21 protein-coding genes are annotated in these 19,445 nt (G+C 67.0%); 10 read left to right on the forward strand and 11 right to left on the reverse strand.

Annotated features, from left to right (window positions below; translation table 11 throughout):
- The first annotated feature begins 36 nt into the window (after positions 1-36).
- The 5 genes from tssG to MYA_RS19640 all read left to right on the forward strand — a co-directional run bounded on the left by tssG (position 37) and on the right by MYA_RS19640 (position 4,295).
- Positions 37-1,017, forward strand: a complete 981-nt coding sequence (gene tssG, locus MYA_RS19625; protein ID WP_224056529.1) for a type VI secretion system baseplate subunit TssG — start codon at positions 37-39, stop codon at positions 1,015-1,017.
- A gap of 46 nt (positions 1,018-1,063) precedes the next feature.
- Positions 1,064-1,705 carry a type VI secretion system lipoprotein TssJ gene (gene tssJ, locus MYA_RS19630; RefSeq protein ID WP_014724743.1) on the forward strand — a complete coding sequence of 214 codons (642 nt, stop codon included), beginning with the start codon at positions 1,064-1,066 and terminating at the stop codon, positions 1,703-1,705.
- A gap of 128 nt (positions 1,706-1,833) precedes the next feature.
- Positions 1,834-2,103, forward strand: a complete 270-nt coding sequence (locus tag MYA_RS30090; RefSeq protein ID WP_224056530.1) for a PAAR domain-containing protein — start codon at positions 1,834-1,836, stop codon at positions 2,101-2,103.
- 311 nt (positions 2,104-2,414) lie between these two features.
- The gene (locus tag MYA_RS19635) at positions 2,415-3,893 is read left to right on the forward strand and encodes a sensor domain-containing diguanylate cyclase (RefSeq protein WP_014724744.1); all 1,479 of its coding nucleotides are present in this window, start codon (positions 2,415-2,417) and stop codon (positions 3,891-3,893) included.
- 69 nt (positions 3,894-3,962) lie between these two features.
- Positions 3,963-4,295, forward strand: coding sequence for a cupin domain-containing protein (locus tag MYA_RS19640; RefSeq protein WP_014724745.1), 333 nt, complete (start codon positions 3,963-3,965; stop codon positions 4,293-4,295).
- Between the two features lie 89 nt (positions 4,296-4,384).
- On the opposite strand, the gene MYA_RS19645 is transcribed toward MYA_RS19640, so the two are convergent.
- Together MYA_RS19645 and MYA_RS19650 are read right to left on the reverse strand one after the other, a co-directional pair.
- Positions 4,385-5,305: an alpha/beta hydrolase gene (locus tag MYA_RS19645; protein ID WP_014724746.1), complete on the reverse strand. Its 921-nt coding sequence runs from the start codon at positions 5,303-5,305 to the stop codon at positions 4,385-4,387.
- A gap of 61 nt (positions 5,306-5,366) precedes the next feature.
- Positions 5,367-6,470 (reverse strand): OpgC domain-containing protein, encoded by a 1,104-nt coding sequence (locus tag MYA_RS19650; RefSeq protein ID WP_011882407.1) that lies wholly within the window; start codon positions 6,468-6,470, stop codon positions 5,367-5,369.
- Between the two features lie 389 nt (positions 6,471-6,859).
- Here MYA_RS19650 and MYA_RS19655 point away from each other — a divergent pair, with 389 nt between their 5' ends.
- A complete protein-coding gene (locus MYA_RS19655) occupies positions 6,860-8,014 on the forward strand; it encodes a porin (protein ID WP_014724747.1) in 1,155 nt (384 codons plus the stop codon).
- 55 nt (positions 8,015-8,069) lie between these two features.
- Here MYA_RS19655 and MYA_RS19660 read toward each other — a convergent pair whose 3' ends face one another.
- A complete protein-coding gene (locus MYA_RS19660) occupies positions 8,070-8,456 on the reverse strand; it encodes an ester cyclase (RefSeq protein ID WP_011882405.1) in 387 nt (128 codons plus the stop codon).
- A gap of 53 nt (positions 8,457-8,509) precedes the next feature.
- Positions 8,510-9,406 (reverse strand): LysR substrate-binding domain-containing protein, encoded by an 897-nt coding sequence (locus MYA_RS19665; RefSeq protein WP_014724748.1) that lies wholly within the window; start codon positions 9,404-9,406, stop codon positions 8,510-8,512.
- 531 nt (positions 9,407-9,937) lie between these two features.
- Between MYA_RS19665 and MYA_RS19670 the strand changes: the two genes are divergently transcribed.
- From MYA_RS19670 to MYA_RS19680, 3 genes are all read left to right on the forward strand, one after another.
- Positions 9,938-10,798 carry a peptidoglycan DD-metalloendopeptidase family protein gene (locus MYA_RS19670; RefSeq protein ID WP_014724749.1) on the forward strand — a complete coding sequence of 287 codons (861 nt, stop codon included), beginning with the start codon at positions 9,938-9,940 and terminating at the stop codon, positions 10,796-10,798.
- A 216-nt stretch (positions 10,799-11,014) separates the two neighbouring features.
- The gene (gene bla / locus MYA_RS19675; RefSeq protein ID WP_011882401.1) at positions 11,015-11,914 is read left to right on the forward strand and encodes a class A beta-lactamase; all 900 of its coding nucleotides are present in this window, start codon (positions 11,015-11,017) and stop codon (positions 11,912-11,914) included.
- A 153-nt stretch (positions 11,915-12,067) separates the two neighbouring features.
- Complete coding sequence (locus tag MYA_RS19680; RefSeq protein WP_014724750.1) at positions 12,068-12,940, forward strand: LysR substrate-binding domain-containing protein; 873 nt, start codon at positions 12,068-12,070, stop codon at positions 12,938-12,940.
- A 25-nt stretch (positions 12,941-12,965) separates the two neighbouring features.
- On the opposite strand, the gene MYA_RS19685 is transcribed toward MYA_RS19680, so the two are convergent.
- From MYA_RS19685 to MYA_RS19695, 3 genes are all read right to left on the reverse strand, one after another.
- Positions 12,966-13,301 (reverse strand): hypothetical protein, encoded by a 336-nt coding sequence (locus MYA_RS19685; RefSeq protein ID WP_014724751.1) that lies wholly within the window; start codon positions 13,299-13,301, stop codon positions 12,966-12,968.
- A 360-nt stretch (positions 13,302-13,661) separates the two neighbouring features.
- On the reverse strand, positions 13,662-13,970 hold the full coding sequence (locus MYA_RS19690) for a hypothetical protein (RefSeq protein ID WP_011882398.1): 309 nt from the start codon (positions 13,968-13,970) through the stop codon (positions 13,662-13,664).
- 336 nt (positions 13,971-14,306) lie between these two features.
- Positions 14,307-15,242: an NmrA family NAD(P)-binding protein gene (locus MYA_RS19695; protein ID WP_034195147.1), complete on the reverse strand. Its 936-nt coding sequence runs from the start codon at positions 15,240-15,242 to the stop codon at positions 14,307-14,309.
- Positions 15,243-15,359: 117 nt separating this feature from the next.
- On the opposite strand from MYA_RS19695, the gene MYA_RS19700 reads away from it, so the two are divergent.
- Positions 15,360-16,256 carry a LysR family transcriptional regulator gene (locus tag MYA_RS19700; protein ID WP_011882396.1) on the forward strand — a complete coding sequence of 299 codons (897 nt, stop codon included), beginning with the start codon at positions 15,360-15,362 and terminating at the stop codon, positions 16,254-16,256.
- A gap of 147 nt (positions 16,257-16,403) precedes the next feature.
- On the opposite strand, the gene MYA_RS19705 is transcribed toward MYA_RS19700, so the two are convergent.
- The 4 genes from MYA_RS19705 to nikC all read right to left on the reverse strand — a co-directional run bounded on the left by MYA_RS19705 (position 16,404) and on the right by nikC (position 19,384).
- Complete coding sequence (locus MYA_RS19705; RefSeq protein WP_011882395.1) at positions 16,404-16,658, reverse strand: GlsB/YeaQ/YmgE family stress response membrane protein; 255 nt, start codon at positions 16,656-16,658, stop codon at positions 16,404-16,406.
- Positions 16,659-16,795: 137 nt separating this feature from the next.
- Positions 16,796-17,557, reverse strand: a complete 762-nt coding sequence (locus MYA_RS19710; RefSeq protein ID WP_014724754.1) for an ABC transporter ATP-binding protein — start codon at positions 17,555-17,557, stop codon at positions 16,796-16,798.
- Positions 17,554-18,468 (reverse strand): ABC transporter ATP-binding protein, encoded by a 915-nt coding sequence (locus MYA_RS19715; protein WP_014724755.1) that lies wholly within the window; start codon positions 18,466-18,468, stop codon positions 17,554-17,556. The genes MYA_RS19710 and MYA_RS19715 overlap by 4 nt, the downstream gene beginning before the upstream one ends.
- Position 18,469: 1 nt before the next feature.
- Positions 18,470-19,384, reverse strand: a complete 915-nt coding sequence (gene nikC, locus MYA_RS19720) for a nickel transporter permease (protein ID WP_011882392.1) — start codon at positions 19,382-19,384, stop codon at positions 18,470-18,472.
- Positions 19,385-19,445 lie beyond the last annotated feature (61 nt).

A 19,445-nucleotide genomic window follows, 5' to 3' on the forward strand; every position in this document is an offset into this window, starting at 1 on the left:
TTGTTGTTGCCGGCGCTGTTGGATCAGGCGCATCGGATGAATTTCTATCGCTTCTGCGCGTTGATCGAACTGGCGTCACCCGATGCAGCGCCGCTCGGCGCCACCGATTCGCCCGCGACGGATCCGGTCCGGTTCCGCTCGCGTGGCCAACTTGGGTTTCCGGCGCGCGAGATCGATGCAGTCGAATACGACGCGGACGATCCTGCGAAGCCGGTTGCGGTGCGTACGACGTTCCTTGGTTTGTACGGCGTCGACGCGCGGATGCCGGCGTACTTCGTCGACGAAGTGGCGCAGAACCGCGACGGCGCCGAGCCGCTTGCAGCGTTCCTTGATCTGTTTCATCACCGGATCGCGACGCAGTTCTACCGGATCTGGCGGAAGTACCGCTATCCGGCCGGCTTTCGGCCCGACGGCTTCGATACGGTGTCGCGCGGCGCGCTCAGTCTCGTCGGACTGGGGTTCCGCTCGCCTGAAACGCGCGCGCCGGACTGGGGGCTGCCGCGCGACGTCGGCGCGCGCGCACTGCTGTCGATGCTCGGGCTGGCCGCGCAGAAAACGCGTACCGCGGAAGGGCTCGCCGGCGTGCTGACACATGCGATACCGGATGCCGCGATCGACGTCGAGGAGTTCTATCCGGTGTGGCGTACCGTCAACGATTTCGAGCCTGCAGCGCTCGGCGAACAATGTCTGCTCGGACGCGGGTTCTACGATCGGGCGAACACGGTGCGCATCGTGATCACGCCGCACACGCGCGAAGCGGTCGCCGCGCTGGTGCCCGGGCAACCGGCATACCGGCAGATCACCGCGTTGCTGCGCTTCTACCTCGGCTACGAAAGCGAAGCGCTGCTCGAGATGCAGGTGCATCCCGACCTGATGCCGGAACCGTTGTTGGCCGCCGGTCAGGCGAACCTCGGCCTGACCACGCAGCTCGGGTCGCCGCCTGCGGTAGGGCACGGACCCACTCGCGTGACACGGGTGCAGCTGGGGCGCTGGAGCGGGGCGACGGAAACCGTATAAGCCCGCAGTACGAATCGCTGGCACAACGCGACGCAGAACTCGAAACATGGACAACAATCAGATGAACATTTTAAGGATACCGATTGGACGAAGCCTGGCCGGTGCAGTGGCCACCGTGGTGGTCGTTGCGACCGCCGGTTGCGGCGTCGGCCAGGCCGTGAAGGACAGCACGGTGGACGCTGCGAAATGGGCCTTCACGACGCAGGTGAAGACGATGAACCTGGACCTCGTCGCCCGCTCGTCGCTCAATGCCAACGCAGCGGGGCAGCCGTTGTCGACGGTGGTGAGGCTCTATCAGTTGAAGGACGCGAAGACCTTCGAGCAACTCGACTATACCCAGTTGCAGACCAACGATCTCGATGTGCTGAAGGCGGATCTGCTGGCGACCAAGGATGTCGTGTTGCGCCCGGGCGCGAGCGCCAGCGTGGTCGAGCCGATGAACCCGGACGCGCAGGTGGTCGGCGTCGTGGCGTTCTTCCGTGAGCCGGGGGACGGCGCGGTGTGGAAACTGGCGGTGTCGAAGAAGCAGTGGAAAAAGACCGATCCGGTGAAGATCGAGGTGCGCGACAACACGCTTGTGCTGGTCGACGCGAAGGATCGGCCGATCGTGCGATCGGCGCCGCAGCAGAGCGCGCCGGCGCCGAAGCCGAAAGCGTCGGTGCAGCCCGGTACGCAGGATGAGGGTTGAGCAATTACGCTATTCGATCTTGAGCGGCGCAACGAGATGCGGTGTATCGGGCTACCGAATGATCCTGGATCGGCCGGATAGCAGATGACTGGGCTTGGAAAAATCGGAGGTAGCGGGAAATGCACAAAATGATGGCGCTGAAAGGCAATGCAACGACAACGGGCGGTCACGTGCTCGATGGTGACGAGTCCGATCTGGACCACGGACAACCCTATGCTTATCACATGGGCCGAGCGTCCTGCGGCCGTTGCGGCCAGACCGGGTCGATTTTCGGTACGGCGAAAACGTGGGGTGTAGGCAATACACACGGTGTACTCGACGGCGACATCGTCATGTGCGCATGTCCGCCCGGCGAAAATCGCGTCATTGCCCGGTCGACGTCGTACTACGGCGAATAGCCTGGCGGCCGGGAGTCTCACTTAGTCATATGCGGCCCCGGTAGGCATGGGTGCACCAAACGCCATCGAAACCGATCTGCATCAGCCCCCCGAAGTTCAACGCTTACCCGCCCACCCCGCACAGATCGCCCGCTTCACGCACTTGAACGATTTTCGATCCGCGTGAAAAAAATACAACCGGCGCCGGCCCCAACGCGCAACCCTCGCCCACGCACCAACTAACTCCGCCGCTTGATCTGCGCCCGCACCTTTTTTAGTATGAAGTAATCGAGGCATGCGCGTACGCACCCGTTCCGTCGCAAAGGAGACACATGCAGTCGAGGCCGGCGGCTCCCATAACCATCGTCGTGATCGGCATCGCGGTTGCCTGCGCGCTCATGGGCCTGTGCGTGCTGCAACTGTTCCAGAGCCGCACCGACGCGCTCGAGCGGGCAAGCGAAACGTCGCGCAACCTCGGCCTGATCGTCGAGCGCGACATCCAACGCAACTTCGAGCTCTACGACCTGTCGCTGCAGGCCGTCATCGACGGCCTGAAGCGTCCCGACGTGATGAATGCGCCGCCGAGCGTGCGCCGCGCAGTGCTGTTCGACAACGCGATGACCGCGCGCTTTCTCGGCTCGATGCTGGTGCTCGATGCCGACGGTAACATCGTCCTCGATTCGGCTACCGACGTGCCGCGCCGCGGCAATTTTGCCGATCGCAAGTACTTCACCGTCCACCGCGACCATCCGGATGTCGGGCTCTATGTCAGCGATCCGTTCGCGTCGCGGCTGCGCGGCGGCGCGCTGAGCATCGGCCTCACGCGGCGGATCTCGAATCCGGACGGCTCGTTTGCCGGCGTCGTCCTCATCGCACTGAACCTCGAATACTTCCACCAGCTGTTTGCCGGCCTGTCGCTCGGACAGCACGGCTCGATGTCGCTGATCCGCGACGACGGCGTCGTGGTGATGCGTCAGCCATACGATGCGCAAACCATCGGCCGCGACGTCAGCCGCGGGGCAACCTTCGGGCGCTTCCAGGCCGCGCGCGACGGCGTGTTCTCGGAAAAATCGTCGCTCGACGGCGTGCGCCGTCTGTACTACTTCAGGCATCTGCCGAAGCTGCCGCTGATCGTGATGGTCGCCGAAGCGGAGCAGGACATCTACGCGTCGTGGCGGCACCGCGCCGCGACGATCGGCGCGCTGGTCGCAACGTTCGGTGCGGCGTTCATCGCGGTGTCGGTGATGCTCGGCGCGCAGCTGCGGCATCGGATGCGCGCGGAATCGGAACTCGTGCTGCTCGCGCGCACCGACGGTCTCACCGGCCTCGGCAATCGCCGCAGCTTCGCGGAAGTCCTGGAGCGCGAATGGCGTCGCGCACGGCGCGCGCGCTCGGTGTTCTCGCTGTTGTTCGTCGACGTCGACCGTTTCAAGGCCTATAACGACACCTATGGTCATCAGGCCGGCGACGACGCGCTCGCGGCGGTGGCGCGCTGCATCGGCGACAACATTCGCCGGCCGGTCGACAGCGCAGCCCGCTACGGCGGCGAGGAGTTCGTCGTGCTGTTGCCCGACACGCCCGAGCCGGGCGCCGCGCGGATCGCCGAGCGCATTCGCGCGGCAATCGACGAGCTGGCGCTCGAACACGTCGGCAGCGAGCATGGGCACGTGACCGCAAGCATCGGCCTGGCCAGCTGGACGCCCGAGCGCGATGAGGAAGCCGACAGCATGATCAAGGCCGCGGATCGGGCGCTATACCGCGCGAATGCGACCGGGCGAAACAAGGTTGCGGCGTTCCGGCCGTCGACATGACGCTGCGCGACAGTGGGCTACAGTGAGCGTCAACCACCTTGACCCAAGGGCGAACACGAGGATCAGACGATGCAACTTCACACCGGCAACCTGTTCAGTCCCGAAGCAAGCCGCAGCCGCGACGAGCAGGTCGACGTGCTCGTCCACGGCGCGCGCGTCGATATCGAGCGAATCGTGTCGATGGGCCACGCGAGTCCCGCTGGGTTCTGGTACGACGATACGCGCGCCGAATGGGTAGCGTTGCTGTCCGGCGCGGCGGTGCTCGAGTTCGAAGCCGATGGGTCGCGGCTCGAGATGCGCGCCGGCGACTACCTGCTGATCGAACCGCACTGTCGTCATCGGGTCGCATGGACGCATCCGGATGAGCCGTCCGTATGGCTCGCCGTCTATCACGAACGCTGACGCGCAGGTCTGCCGCAAGCGATCGGCCCGTGACTGCGCCCACCGGTGCCAGCGCCGATGCCGGGCGGCCCGCGCAAGATCCCGCGTCCTTACCTCACGCATTCGAGCACGTATCTCAGCCCCTGGCCGAGCAGCCCGCGCCACACGTCCCACGTATGCCCGCCGTCGACGACGCGCAGTTCGGCCGGATTCTGCGCGCGGCGCAGCTGCGTGTACAACAGGCTCGATTCGGCCTGGATCGTGAGGTCGTCGTCGCCGGCCGCGATGAACATCGGCACGCGCCACGTGCGCGTGAAATAAGCGCGCATCAGCGCCGGATAGTTGAGCTCGTGCCATACGCGCGGATCGAATTGCCGGTCGCCGAACACGCCCACATAACGCGCGGCGGAATTCAGCGGCGGCTCGTTCGCGTAGATCGCGGGGCTCAGCAGCATCGCGCCGCAGAACAGGCCCGGTTCGAGCAGCGCGAAGCGCAGCGCGCCGAAGCCGCCCATCGACACGCCGCCGATCGCGCGGCCCGCGCGCTGGTTCGACACCGCGAAATGCGCCTCGACCTCCGGCAGCAGATCGTTGAGGAACGCGCTCTGCATCTTCTCCTTGCGGTCGACGTACCAGTCGGTGCCGCCCTGCGGCATCACGATCACGACGGGCGGGATCTCGTGGCGCTCGATCAGCGTGTCGGCCGTGACCTGCAGCCGGCCCTGCGTGATCCAGTCGTTCGCGTTGCCGGCGTTGCCGTGCAGCAGGTACAGCACCGGATAACGCGCGCCTTCCGCGTTGTAGCCGGGCGGCAGGTACACGGTGTACGACCAGTCGCGCTTCAGCGCCGCCGACCGGAACGAACGCAGCGCGATGCTGCTGCCCGGATTGAGCGCCGATTCCTGAGCGGCCGGCGCAGCCGCGGCGGGCGACGCGCCCGGCGACACCGCGGGCCCGCCCGGCGTGGCGTGAGCGGTGGCGAGCGTGGCGGCGAGCAGCACGGCGGTGATTGGCAGGACGAAGCGGCGCATGGCGAAGCGTTTCAATGGAGGCGACCGCTATCGTAGCAGCCGCGCATGACGGCTCGGCCGGTCATCGTCGCGAACGGAACGGCGACGGCAGCCGCGACACGAGCGGCCCATAGAGTTTCGCGACCAGATACAGCAGCCCCATCGCGACGACATCGGCGGTCAGCCCGAGCGGCACGTCGAGATAGCCTTCGGTCGCCTGGTACAGCAGCGAGTCGACCGCGAGCGAGATGCCGGTGCCCGCGACGAAGCACAGCAGCCCCTGGCGGCCGATCGTGCCGATCCACGGCATCGCATGCGCGACCTTCTTCATCCAGCCGAGGTGGACGAGCTTGGCCGCGAGCCACGCGATCGCGACGAAGTTCGCGAGCCGCAGCGCACCGAGGTTCTGCTTGATCGACGGATCGGTCGGGAACGGCTCGATGCGCAGCCGGTAGTACGCGCCCGCGGCGACGATCGCGAGCGAGACGGCCGTGAGCAGCCAGCCCTGCGGTTTCGGCGCGAGCGTCTGGTAGACGGGCTGGCAGCGCGCGATCACGCCGAGCACGAACAGGAACTGCCACGCGAACGGGTTGAAGTCCCAGGGCACGCCTTCGACGGTCGGCAGGAAGCGCGCGGCATGCGGCGCCGCGTACCACAGCGAGCCGCTGAACGCGAGCAGCAGCCACGGCTGCGTGCGCGCGAGCGGCAGCGCGAGCGGAACCAGCAGCGCGAAGAACGCGTACATCGGCAGCACCGACGCGAGATACGGCTGGCGACGGAACAGCAGGATGTCGCGCAGCGCGACGAGCGGCTTCTCGAGCAGGCCGTCGAGATCGTTGGTCGGCATGTTCGGGCCGTCGATCGAGAACGCGTTCAGCATGGCCGTGATCAGCAGCATCAGGCCGGCCGTCACGAGGAACGCACGATAGATCTCGAACGCGCGCCGGATGAAGCGCTGGCGCGCGGCTGCCTCGTCGTGGCGCTCCGCAAGCGAGTTGTAAGCGATGGCGGTCGCGAAGCCGCCGAGGAACACGAATACCTCGGCCGCGTCGCACAGCGCATACGCGTGCAGCGTGACGCGCGACAGGATGCTGCCGCCGATGTGGTCGACGACGATCACGAGCAGCACCAGGCCGCGGAAGAAATCGAGCTCGGCGTAGCGGCCGGCCCGGGCCGGCGCGGTCATCGGAGCGCCTCCCGGCGCCCGCCGCATGCGCGGCTGGCACGTGCCGCGCAGGAATCGGGGTGAAGCATGACTTCGTGAAGAAATGGCGAACGGATGCGCATTGTGCCACCGATGCCGCTGCCACCGGGTTTACGCGGATGGCGGCCCGTCCGGCCAACGCCGGCAAGCCGCGGCGGGCCGCCGGCGCAGTACGCCGCAGTACGCAGTTGGACGAGCGCAACGGTTTGCGCCGCGCACCCGCAGCCCGATGGACGGACGATTTCCGACGTGACACCATTTTGTCCTCACGCGGCCGCACACCGCGTCGTCCGCACGGCGGGCCACGTAAACAACAGACCAAACATGCGCCGGTTGCTCGACCAACCCGGCCCAGGCTCCGGAGATTCGTCATGAAGAAGCACGTCATTCTCACCGCCGCGCTGGCCGCTTGTGCCGCGCCGGTCTTTGCGCAGAACAGTGTGACGCTGTATGGCCTGATCGACGAAGGCTTCAACTACACCAACAACGTGAACGTCAACGGGCTCGGCAAGACCAATTACCAGCTCGCGAGCGGCTACGCGCAGGGCAGCCGCTGGGGCCTGAAGGGCAGCGAGGATCTCGGCGGCGGGCTGAAGGCGATCTTCACGCTGGAAAACGGCTTCGACGTGAACAACGGGCGGCTCGGCCAGGGCGGCCGCATGTTCGGCCGCCAGGCGTTCGTCGGGCTCAGCGAATCGCGCTTCGGTACGCTCAGCTTCGGCCGCCAGTACGACTCGGTCGTCGACTACCTCGCGCCGCTCACGGCCAACGGCAACTGGGGCGGCACGCTGTTCTCGCATCCGTTCGACAACGACAACACCGACAACTCGTTCCGCGTCAACAACACGGTCAAGTACGCGAGCGCCGACTGGAACGGCCTGACGTTCGGCGGCACCTACAGCTTCAGCAACAGCACCGGCTTCTCGAACAACCGCCAGTACAGCCTCGGCGCGCAGTATTCGCTGGCCGGGCTGCAGGTCGCGGCCGCGTATCTGCAGGCGAACAACCCGGGCGCCGGTAACGCCGGCGCGATCGCCGCCGACGACGCGAACTTCGTCGCCGACCGCCTGCGCATCTTCGGCGGCGGCATCAACTACACGTTCGGCCCGGCGACGGTCGGCTTCGTCTATACGAAGACGGACGTGAAGAACCCGGTGTCGACGGTCTACCTGCCGGCATCGACGTTCTCGGGGCTCGGGCTGAGCGCGACCAAGTTCCAGAACTTCGAGGTCAACGGCAAGTACCAGCTCACGCCAGATTTCTATCTGGGCGCGCAGTACGTGTACACCGACGGCAAGTTCGACGCTGCGGCCGGTTCGTTCAAGCCGAAGTACCACACCGTCGGGCTGATGGCCGACTACAGCCTGTCGAAGCGCACCGACGTCTATCTGCAGGGCGCCTGGCAGAAAGTGGCCGGCGACAAGACCGGCACCGCGGCGGACGGCGGCTATGTCGTCGGGACCGACGGGCCGTCGTCGTCGTCGAACCAGTTCGCGGTGCGCGCCGCGATTCGCCACAAGTTCTGAGCGGGCAGCGTAGTGCAGCGCCGGCCGCCGCCGCGCCCGCGGCCGCGCGCGACCATCACAGCTGCGCTTCGATCGCGGCCTTGTCGATGACCGACCAGACCTGCCGGATCCTGTCGTCGTCGAACTCGTAGAAGACGTTTTCGGCGAAGGTCACGCGCCTGCCGTCGACGGCCAGCCCCATGAACGTGCCGCGCGGCGCACACGCGAAGCGCAGCCGCGCCGCGATGCGCGGCGGCTCGCACACGAGCAGCCGGATCTCGAAACGCAGATCCGGGATGTCGCGGAAATCCTGCTGCAGCATCGCGCGGTAGCCGGCCAGGCCCAGCGGCCGATCGTTGTGGATCACGTTGTCGGCGACGTAGTCGCCCAGCGCCGCCCAATCCTGACGGTTCAGGCACTCGATGTATGCGCGATAGCGGATCGCGAGGTCGGATTCGGTCATGATGGCAATGCCTCCTCGTATGTCCTCCGGTTGCTTCGATGGCCGCGTGTCGCTCAGCGCGGCGGCGTGTCGTTCGACAGAAACGATACGAACGCCTGCGTATATTTCGGCAACTGGTCGAACGAGCGCGCGCACAGCGTCAGCTTGCGATGGCTCCATGCGTCGGACAGCTCGACGAGCCGCACGTCCAGCGTCTGCGCCGCGCGCTCGGCCGCATGGCGCGACACGATGCCGATCCCGACGCCGCTTTCGATCACGCGGCAGATCGCGTCGAAGCTCTTCAACTGGACACGGTAGCGGATTCGCTTGCCGAGCGCACGCGCCTGCTCGGCGAGATGGACCTGCAGCGCGCTGCCGTCGGTGAGCCCGATGAAGTCCGCATCGACGATTTCGTCGAACGCGACGTGCTCGCGTGCGGCGAGCGGATGCGCGGCCGGCACGACCGCGATCAGCCAGTCCTCGCGGAAGCGCCGCTGCTCGAGCCCGTCGAGGCCGACCGAATCGGCGACGATGCCGACCTCCGCGGTCTTGTTGCGAATCGCATGCACGATCTCCTGGCTCGAACGCTCCTCGACGCTGATCGACAGTTTCGGATGATGCGGCAGGTATGCGGCGAGCGCGTCGGGCAGGTATTCGCTCAGCGACGCCGTATTGCACAGCAGCCGGATGTGCCCGCGCAGCCCCTGGCCGTATTGCTGCAGCTCGCCGCGCATCTGATCGATCTGTTGCAGCACCGTGCGTGCGTGATGCTCGAGCGCATGGCCGGCATCGGTCGCCTGCACGCCCGACTTCGCCCGGTGCAGCAGCGGTACGCCCAGTTCGTCCTCCATGCCGCGGATGCGCTCGCTCGCGGCCTGCAACGTGATGTGGGTCCGCTCGGCGCCGCCCGTGATCGTGCCGGCCTCGCAGATGTTCAGAAAGAGCCGCAGGTCGGTCAGATCGAAGCGCATGGTCGGAGCGGGGCGTCAGGACGGGAATGGCCGATAAGTTAGCAGGAACGGCCGCGCCGGTCTCGGGCCGGCCTCGGACCTCGTGCCTCGTGCCTCAGGCTGAGCCTGAGACACGGTTCGCCGCTTCCGCATTTTCGGGGCGCGATCGGTCACCGATCATCGCCGCATATCGATCCAGGAGGAGACCGGGATGCGCGACGAGCCGTCGTGGGGTGTGTCGTTCAAGATCGCGTTGCACCTGTTGTTCCTGTGCATCGGCGTCGCATGGGCCTGCGCCGAGCTGGTCGACTGGCTGCGATGAAGGCCGCGCCGGCCGTCCGAATGCCGTTCCGGCGGTCCTCGGGCGAGAAAATTTCCGCCTGGCGTGCAGGAAACCGTCAAGTTTTTCCGATTCCGACCGTATTACCGAGAACGAAGGTCCCGCCGACGCGCGCCTCGTGATCGTTTGTCATCATTGTTTGCATCCGGTTACACGTCGGCCGTTCCGTTTTTGAGATGCTTGAAAGATTGTCAAACGGGAGTCGATCGTCCATGAAACTGTGCGAGATGTACCGCAACGCGGCCTGGCTGCCCGGCCTGGCCGCCGTGCTCGTCATGGCCGGTTGTGCAAGTACGGAACCCGTTCCGCCGAGCGATACGCTCGCGGGACCGTCGTCGGAGCAGCCCGCCGCTGCACTGCCGGCTACACCGGTGCCGCCGGCTGCCCCGATCCTCGTCGTACGGAAGTACGTGGTGAAGCGCGGCGACACGCTGAGCGCCATCGCGGCCGCGCACGCTTGCAGCGTGGCCGAGCTGCGTACCTGGAACAAGCTCGATGCGCACGCCAGGTTGCGGCGCGGACAGGTGCTGCGCATCGTCCGGCAGCAGCAGCCGGCACCGGCGCAGCGCGCGAGCGACGCGACGGCTGGTGCCGTTCCGGCCGCTCCCGCCGCGCAGACCAATCCCGCGGCTGCCGCGCAGCCGAACGTGTCGCCGGCGAACGAGCGCCGGGTCGTCAACGAAACCAGGCGGCACGCGAGCGCGGTGTCGCTGACGTGGCCGGCCCGCGGCAAGATCGTCGATGCGTTCCGTCCCGGCCAGAACCGCGGCATTCAGATCGCCGGCCGGCCGGGCGACCCGGTGCGCGCGGCCGCCGACGGCCGCGTGATGTATGCGGGCACGGGCCTGAACGATTACGGCAGCCTGATCATCGTCCAGCACAATGCGGATTTTCTGACCGCGTACGCGCATAGCCGCCGGGTGCTCGTGAAGACGGGCGACATCGTGCGCCAGGGCGATGCGATCGCCGAAATGGGCGACGTGGACAACGCGCATGTCGCGCTGCTGTTCGAGGTGAGGCGCGACGGCAAGCCGGTCAATCCGATGCCTTATCTGCCTTCTTCGCAAGGCTGAAGCGGCGCGCCGCTGGAACGCGGCGGCGCTCGCTGCTACGCTAGGGCCTGTTCACGCGAGGGCCGCCGTTCGCGGCGGCGACGAACGTGTCGCGCGAGGCGCGGCCACATCGTCGCGAGCCGGCCGCCGCCATGAACGCGCGCGTGCCTCGCCAATGCCCGCGCGTATTGCGCCACGCACCGCTTCGCCACCGTTTCCGACTGAACGCCTTCATTCATGGACCATTCTCCGACTCGTCGTTCGCTGTTGCTCGCCGCCGTGTCCGCGCCGTTCGTCGCCGCGTGCACGTCGGCTCCCATTGCCGATCAGGGGCGCGCGCATGTTGCCCGCAGCGAGCTCGCCGCACTCGATAAGGCGTCGAACGGCCGGCTCGGCGTCGCCGCGCTCGACACGTCGAACGGCACGCGCATCGCGCATCATGCGCGCGAGCGCTTCCCACTGTGCGGCACCTATGCGGTCGTCGCGGCCGCCGCGATCCTCGCGCGTGCGTCGCTCGATGCATCGCTGCTGCCGCGTCGCATCCTGTATCGCCGTTACGAAGTCGTGGCCGGCTCGCCGGTGACGGAGAGCCACGTCGACACGGGCATGACGATCGCGCAACTCTGCGCCGCAATGCTGCAGTCGGGTGACAAGGGCGCGGGGAACCTGCTGATGAACGTGCTCGGCGGCCCGCAGGCCGTCACGGCGTTCGCGCACGAAAGCGGCGACACCGTGTTCCGGCTCGATCGCTGGGAGCCCGAGCTGAACCGTGCCGCGCCCGGCGACGAGCGTGACACGTCGACGCCGGTTGCGATGGTCGATACGCTGCAGCGGCTGCTGCTCGGCGACACGCTGCAGCAAGCGCAGCGCGCGCAGCTCACCGACTGGATGACGGCCGGCGCGCCCGACGCGACCGGCATCGCGGCCGGCGTGCCGCCGGGCTCGCGCGTGGCGGCCAAGCGCGGCACCGGCGGTTACGGCACGACGACCGAGGTCGCGGTGGTGTGGCCGCCGTCGCGCGCGCCGATCGTGCTCGCGGTGTCGTTCACGCAAGCGCAGGCCGACGCCGCTGCGCGCGCGGACGTCGTCGCGTCGGCGGCGCGCATCGCGACCGGAGCGCTCACCGCCACGGCCTGAGCGCGCTGCGCGAGCGACGCGGCTCGCGCAACGCCGCCATTTCGCTTATCGTGTCGGTCAGCCCGCGCCCGTCCCGGCGCGCGGTGTGCCTGCGCGATGCGCGCTTCATGCGCGCCGTTGGTTCGCGCAGTTCGTCTGCTTACCTGCCTCGCCATGCGCCGACTTCCGCCTCTGCACGCGCTGCAGATCTTCTCCACGGTGGCCCGCCACCGCAGCTTCACGCGTGCGGCCGAGCAGCTGTGCGTCACGCAGGGGGCGGTGAGCCGCCAGATCCAGGCGCTCGAGGCGCACTACGGTTTTCCGCTGTTCAAGCGGCACGCGAAGGGCCTTCTGCTGACGCCGGAGGGCGAGCAGTTGCTGCCGGTCGTCAACGAGAGCTTCGCGCGCATCGAGGACATCTCGATGAAGCTCACGCGGCAGCGCACCGATCTCGCGCTGAAGGTGCCGACCTGCGTGATCCGCTGGATGCTGCCGCGCATCATGCGGTTCCAGGGCGAGCATCCGGATCTGCACGTGCAGATCACGACCGCGTGGCAGCACGTCGTCGATTTCTCGACCGAGCCGTTCGATGCGGCGATCGTCTACGGTACGTCGCCGGGCGCGGGCGTCGTCGCGCTGCCGTTGTTCGACGAGCGGCTGACGCCGGTGTGCGCACCGGAGCTGCGGCACGCCGCGCCGCTCGACGCGGCCGGCGATCTCGTGCGCCATACGCTGCTGCATCCGACGCGCGATCATCGCGACTGGCGCGCGTGGCTCGAGCATGCGGGCGAGCGCGGCGTCGACGCGCAGCGCGGCCCGACCTTCGACACGCTCGACCTCGCGACGAATGCGGCGATGCAGGGCTTCGGCGTCGCGATCGGCGACGTGACGCTCGTCGACGACGACGTCCGCGCACACCGGCTCGAGCGGCCGTTCGACATCGTGCTCGAGACCGGCGCGCGCTACTACTTCGTCTATCCGGAGAGCATCGGCAGTCAGCAGAAGATCCGCGCGTTCAGCGACTGGATCGCCTGCCATCGCGACTGACGCGCGCAGTATCGGGCGACGCTTCCTACTGGTAGGTGACGACGGCGATCAGCGGCGCATGGGCGGTGCCGGCGCGCTCGGGGACGACGATCGTGCGCGAACCCTGGGAGAACGACGTGGTGGCGACCGTGCGCAGCGTGGCCGCGTCGACGAACGCGACTTGGCCGGTGGCCGGGCGCGGGCAATCGGGACGCATGCGCGCATGCTGCGCATCGGCGCTGTCGACCGTGAACGAGCAGGGCGGCTCGACGATCATGCCGGTGAAGCGAACTATGCCGGACGCGCCGGCCGCGAAGGAAGACGATGAAACCAGAAGCGCGGCAGCGAGGGCGAACGAGGCGGTAGCACGGCGATGCTTCATGACAGGCTCCAGAGTGGAAGCGCGTCGCAGCGAGGCCGCTCGAATGGCAGGCCGTCAACGCTGCGGTGCTGTATGCGTAAACGGCAAGTTCATCGAACCTCTTGAGTGAGAACGGGGAGACGACGGCACGCAAGGGACGTCGGGTTCCGGTGATCAATCTATCTCGAACTTGTACTACTGCAACTCGGGGTAGTACGGATGGCGCATGCAAGCGCTGTGGAAGGAACGGCGGTTTGCCGGCCAATCGTTGGGGAGTCAACCAACGGCGATCGTGTGGATCGCAGTACCAACAATGGGTTCGTCGTGGTCGCCGTCGGTAAATTGCGCAGGTGGGCACTCGCGTGCCGACGTCGTGCACGCTCAAAACAAGCCTTCGCGGCGTACACGGCCGAAGTGAACCGATGAGAAGACACCTATGACCAGCACGCCGGCGAGCATCGCCGCGCTATCAACGTTCACCCCGGGCGGGAACGGATGCTGGAGCAGCAGCGCCAAGCCGATCAGTGCGTTCAGAAAGCCCCAAAGGACATTGACGAGCGGCGACGATGGCCCCTTTCCGGGCGGCTGCGAAAACGGAGACGGAAAAACTTCGCCGCGCAGACCGGCAGTCAGGTGCGGCATCGCGTTGCACAAGAAGGCACCTGCAAAGAAGGCTGAAACGAAGCTCATGACTCGTCCTTTCGAAGGGAGTGAAACGCATGAATGGATAGGGACGCGCGGAATCGCCGAGTCGGCAGCCGAAAGGATTGGCAGCAGCCCGGGTCGCGACGTCGTGAGGCTCGAACTGTCTCGATCGACATCTGCGAGGAAGGCTCTCGCGGTCCAGGCGGGCAAGCCCGCTGGAGCGCGACAGATTCGGTTCGCCGGAATCGATGAACCACGACCGGTGCAAGAAAACTGGCCGACCGCCAACGTCAGGTCAGAGGCGGCACCTTCCAGCGCAAGGCGGCGCTCCCGAGCGCGGCCTTGCGAAAAGCATAGATCACGACAGTCTAACTTGCAAGTTTAGCTGTCGAATTTCGTGCGTGCGCCTTCGTAGTGACGTTTCATGAAGTCCAGGAGCGATGTCGGCCGCACGGTCGGATATTGGTCATTTGCGATGTCGCGCAAGGTGCCTTCGCCCGACATCATCGGCAGCAGATACTGGAGCGGCAGCATTGCCATCGGATGAGCACCGGCCTTCGCCATTCGCCGTAGCTCGGCATAGCCGTCCGCGATCGAGCCTCGACGCACCCGATGAAGCTCCTTGCCGGTCGCTGCTGCATAGTCCGCTGCGATCTGGGCAATGGTGCGGCAGTCGCCTGCCACGGACACTATCCTGTTAGCCGCCGCCGGATCCTCGACGGCAGCCACGGTCCAGGCTGCAACGTCGTTCATGGACGTGAAATCGAGGGGCACCTCGTCGTCGCCCCAGTAAGCGATCGTGCCCGCTTTGGCGTCGATCAGGCCGGGGTTGGAGAACACGGCCTCCATGAAGGCACCGTTCAGGATGTGGGTGTGGCCAATGCCGCTCGGCGCGACCTTGCGATCGAAGGTCCGCCGCATGTCGAGGTAAGGGTTGATGCCTTCCGGAATCGAGAACAGGTTCTCGGAGAAGTCCGACGGGACCAATCGCCGGACGCCTGCCGCGAGCGCTGCCTCGAGCAAACGGGCCTGGCCATCGACGATGATGTCGGGGCCACCCTGAACTGCCGAAATAACGGTATCGACGCCGGCACAGGCTTGCTCGAGGCTGAGCGGGTCGTCCAGGTCAGTATTGACGACGGTTACGCCGTTCGCAAGCCACTGCCTTGCACGATTGCCGTGTTTACCTGCTGAACCGCCGCGCACTCCCGCGCGGATCTCACCGGCGGGTCGCGTGCGAAGTAACGCATCGATGATTCGGTGCCCAAGATTGCCGGCGGCGCCGACGACCAAACAGCTCGTGTGTGTATTGTCCATGACTCCCTCGGTTCGTCACGACGCTCGGTGGACGGCGTCGAGGAGAAGTCTAGGTCGTGCCGAATTTGAATATAAGATGGCTGAATCGAGACTCCGCGTTCCGGAAAACGACACGAAATGGACCAGGCCGACCTCATCATATTTCTTCGCTTAGCCGATAGCGGAAGCCTTTCAGGCACGGCACGCACGCTGAAGTCGCCCAAATCGTCCGTAAGCCGGGCACTCGTCCGGTTGGAGACGGAGATTGGATCGGCGCTCTTCGACCGGTCCACCCGACACTTCCGGCTGACCGATGCGGGAAAACTGCTGCTGCCCTACGCGTCGCGGGCAGTTCACGACCTGCAGGAAGCGCAGGCGATCATCGATGGCTACGCGGGGGAACCGCGCGGGCTGCTACGCATCAACACGACGCAATCGTTCGCACAGGGGCTCGTTGCGCCCATGCTGCCCGAGTTTCTCGACCGCTATCCGGCGCTCACCGTCGAGCTGACGACGGACTCGAACTACGTCGACATCGCGCGCGAAGGTATCGACGTAGCGGTGCGCGTCGGTACACTTCCCGACTCGTCGCTCGTCGCACGCAGGCTGCCGCCGGTCGAATTGTGGCTGTGCGCAAGTCCATCCTACCTGTCGCGGTCGGGCGCGCCGATGGCGGCAAGCGAGCTTCATGGACATCGGCTCGTCGTTCGAGAGGCGCCCACGAGCTGGGTGTTTCAGGATGGCCAGGCGGAATTGACCATACGGCCGCGTGGTAGCGCAATTATTCCTGATGCGGCTGCGCAGAAGATCGTGCTTGAAGGCGGGGGCGGGATTGGTTTTCTTCCAAGCTACCTCGCTGCTCCCGCCTTGAGGGCAGGTACCTTGGTGCGGGTGCTTCCGTCATTGAGACGAGAACCCATCGAGCTTCACGCGCTGTATCCGACTCACCGCAGCATGTCGGCAAAGGTCCGCGTTTTCATCGATGCCCTTGTTGGTCACCTCGAGACAGTCGGGCTAACGTCCTCGCGCGTCTAGCGGCTGGGGTGTACCAGGCGAGCGCCAGGCAATCGATACAGGCAATTGAACTGGCCGATCACCGACGTGCCTCTTCTGCACTCCACGAAGAACCCAAAAAAACGGCCGCCCATTCCGGGCGGCCGCCTCGTGCTACCGCAGCTTCGCTCAGCCCGCGCGCTTGCGTACGGCCCCGACGATCACGAGCAGCACGATCGCGCCGACGATCGACGCGATCCAGCCCGCGCCCTGGCCGGGCGCATACCAGCCGGCGGCGCGGCCGACATAGCCCGCGATGAGCGAGCCGACGACGCCGAGTACGATGGTCATCAGGATGCCCATCTTGTCGTCGCCGGGTTTGAATGCGCGCGCGAGCAGGCCGACGATGAGCCCGACCACCAGCGTTTCGATGAATTGCAGCATGAACGCCTCCCTGTTGCCATTGAGTTGTTGACGAACAGCAATGGACCAGCGCGCGCTGCGCAGGTTCCATTGCTCGGCACACCGATGCACCGGCGCGCGGGGTGCCGAGTATTGCACGCCCATGCGTCGCGCGCGTGTCAGGCAACCGGATCGAGACGGCGATACCCTTCGGTCGCGCGCAGCAGCGTGCGCGTGTAGTCGCGCGCGACCTGTCCGGCACGCACGTCCTCGATCCGCAACTGCTCGACGATCTGGCCGTGCTGCATCACCGCGACGCGCTGACACAGAAAGCCGATCACCGCGAGATTGTGGCTCACGACGATCATCGTCAGCTTGCGTTCGCGATGCAGGCGGCGCAGCAGGTTCAGGATCTCGGCCTGCACCGACACGTCGAGCGCGGAGGTCGGCTCGTCGAGCAGCAGCACGCGCGGCTCGACGATCAGCGCGCGCGCGATCGCGACGCGCTGGCGCTGCCCGCCCGACAGCTGGTGCGGATAGCGGAAGCGGAACGTCGGCCCGAGCCCGACTTCCGACAGCGCACGCGCAATGCGTGCATCGGCGTCGTCGATCCGGTGGATCGACAGCGGCTCGCGCAGCGTCTGATCGACCGTGAAGCGCGGATGCAGCGATGCGTACGGATCCTGGAACACCATCTGCACGTGGCGGCGCGAGGCGCGATCGGGCGTGCCGCCGACGGCCCGGCCGTCGATCGACAGGCTGCCGCCGGCGAGCGGGACGAGGCCGGTCAGCGCGCGCAGCAGCGTCGACTTGCCGGAGCCCGATTCGCCGACGAGCCCGAACACCTCGCCGTCGCGGACCGCGAAGCTCGCGTCGCGCACCGCATCGACGTGGCCCGTGCGAGTGGGAAAGCGGATCGAGACGTGATCGACGTCGATCATCGTGTGGCCTCCGGTGGTTGCATCGGCATGCTTGCGGGCGGCGCGGCCTCGAGCCACGCCGGATCGCGCCGCAGCACGGGGAGTTCGTCGGGCGGGTTCACGAGCGGCGGATTCGCCGCGAGCAGCCCGCGCGTATATGGATGCGTCGCATCGCGCAGGTCGCGCGCCGCGCAGGTTTCGACCACGCGGCCTGCATACATCACCGCGACGCGATCGCAGAACGACATCACGAGCGGCAGGTCGTGGCTGATGAACATCAGCCCCGTGCCGTGCTGCGCGATCATCGCGTCGAGCACCGCGAGCACCTGCATCGACACCGCGACGTCGAGCGCCGAGGTCGGCTCGTCGGCGATCAGCAGCCGCGGGCCGGTCGACACCATCATCGCGATCATCACGCGCTGGCCCATCCCGCCCGACAGCTCGTGCGGATACGCATCGGCGACGCGGGCCGGATCGCGGATCTGCACGGCCGCGAGCGCGTCGACGATCCGCTCGCGCAACGCGCGGCCGCGCAGCCCCGGCTCGTGCCGCCGGAACGCTTCGGCCATCTGCTTCGCGACGGTCATCACCGGGTTCAGCGAATACTTCGGATCCTGCAGGATCATCCCCATCTGGCTGCCGCACAGCCTGCGGCGCTCGCCGGGCGTCATCGCGAGCAGGTCGCGGCCGGCGAAGCGCATGGTGCGCGCCGACCAGCGCGCGGCGTCCGGCAGCAGCCCGAGCAGCGCGCGGCCGGTCAGAGATTTGCCGGAGCCCGATTCGCCGACGATGCCGAGCCGCTCGCCGGGCGCGAGCGTCAGCGACAGGTCGCGCACCGCGTCGGACACGACGCCGTCGTGCCCGCGAAAGCCGATCTTCAGCCCGTCGATCTCGCAAAGCGGCGCGGCCGTTTCAGTGGAATTCGCTTGCATGTCACGCTCCATGACGCGGATCGAAGACGTCGCGCAGCCCGTCGCCGAGCAGGTTGAACGCTAGGCTCACCAGCAGGATCGCCGCGCCGGGCAGCGTCGCGACCCACCACGCGTCGAGCAGCACGTTGCGGCCCGACGCGACCATGAAGCCCCATTCGGGGCTCGGCGGCTGCGCGCCGAGGCCGAGGAAGCCGAGGCCCGCGACGGTCAGGATGATGCCGGCCATGTCGAGCGTCGCGCGCACGATCACCGACGACATGCACAGCGGGACGATGTAGCGCAGCAGGATGCGCGGCCCCGACGCGCCTTGCAGTCGCGCCGCATGAATGTAGTCGGCCTGCGCGATGCGGATCGTCTCGGCGCGCGCGAGCCGCGCGTATGCGGGCCACGCGGTGATCGAAATCGCGACCACCGCGTTGATCACGCCGGGCCCGAGCGCGGCCGCGAACGCGAGCGCGAGCACGATCTTCGGGAACGCGAGCGCGATGTCGGTGATGCGCATCAGCACGCTGTCGACGAAGCCGCCGCAATAGCCGGCCGTGGTGCCGATCAGCAGGCCGATCGGCACCACGATCACGACCACCAGCAGCGCGATGCCGAGCGTGATGCGCGAGCCGCCGATCAGCCGCGACAGGATGTCCCGGCCGAGCTGGTCGGTGCCGAGCCAGTGCGATGGCGAGCCGGGCGGCAGCAGCCGGTCGGACAGCACCTGACGCAGCGGATCGTGCGGCATGATCAGCGGCCCGACGATCGCGACCGCGATCAGCGCGACCAGGATCGCGAGCCCGAACAGGTTCAGCGGATTGGTGGCGAAGCGGCGCCAGCGACGGTACGCGAGGCCGAACGCGGCCTGCGAACGCGACGCGGGGGCGTCGGAAAGAAGCCACGCACGCAGCGTGGGACGCTCGATGTTCATGGGCGGACGATCTTCGGCAGGAAGGGAAGGGCAGCGCAGCAGGAAGCGGTCATGGCGAAGC

Source organism: Burkholderia sp. KJ006 (assembly GCF_000262695.1).
GTDB classification, from domain to species: Bacteria; Pseudomonadota; Gammaproteobacteria; order Burkholderiales; family Burkholderiaceae; genus Burkholderia; species Burkholderia vietnamiensis.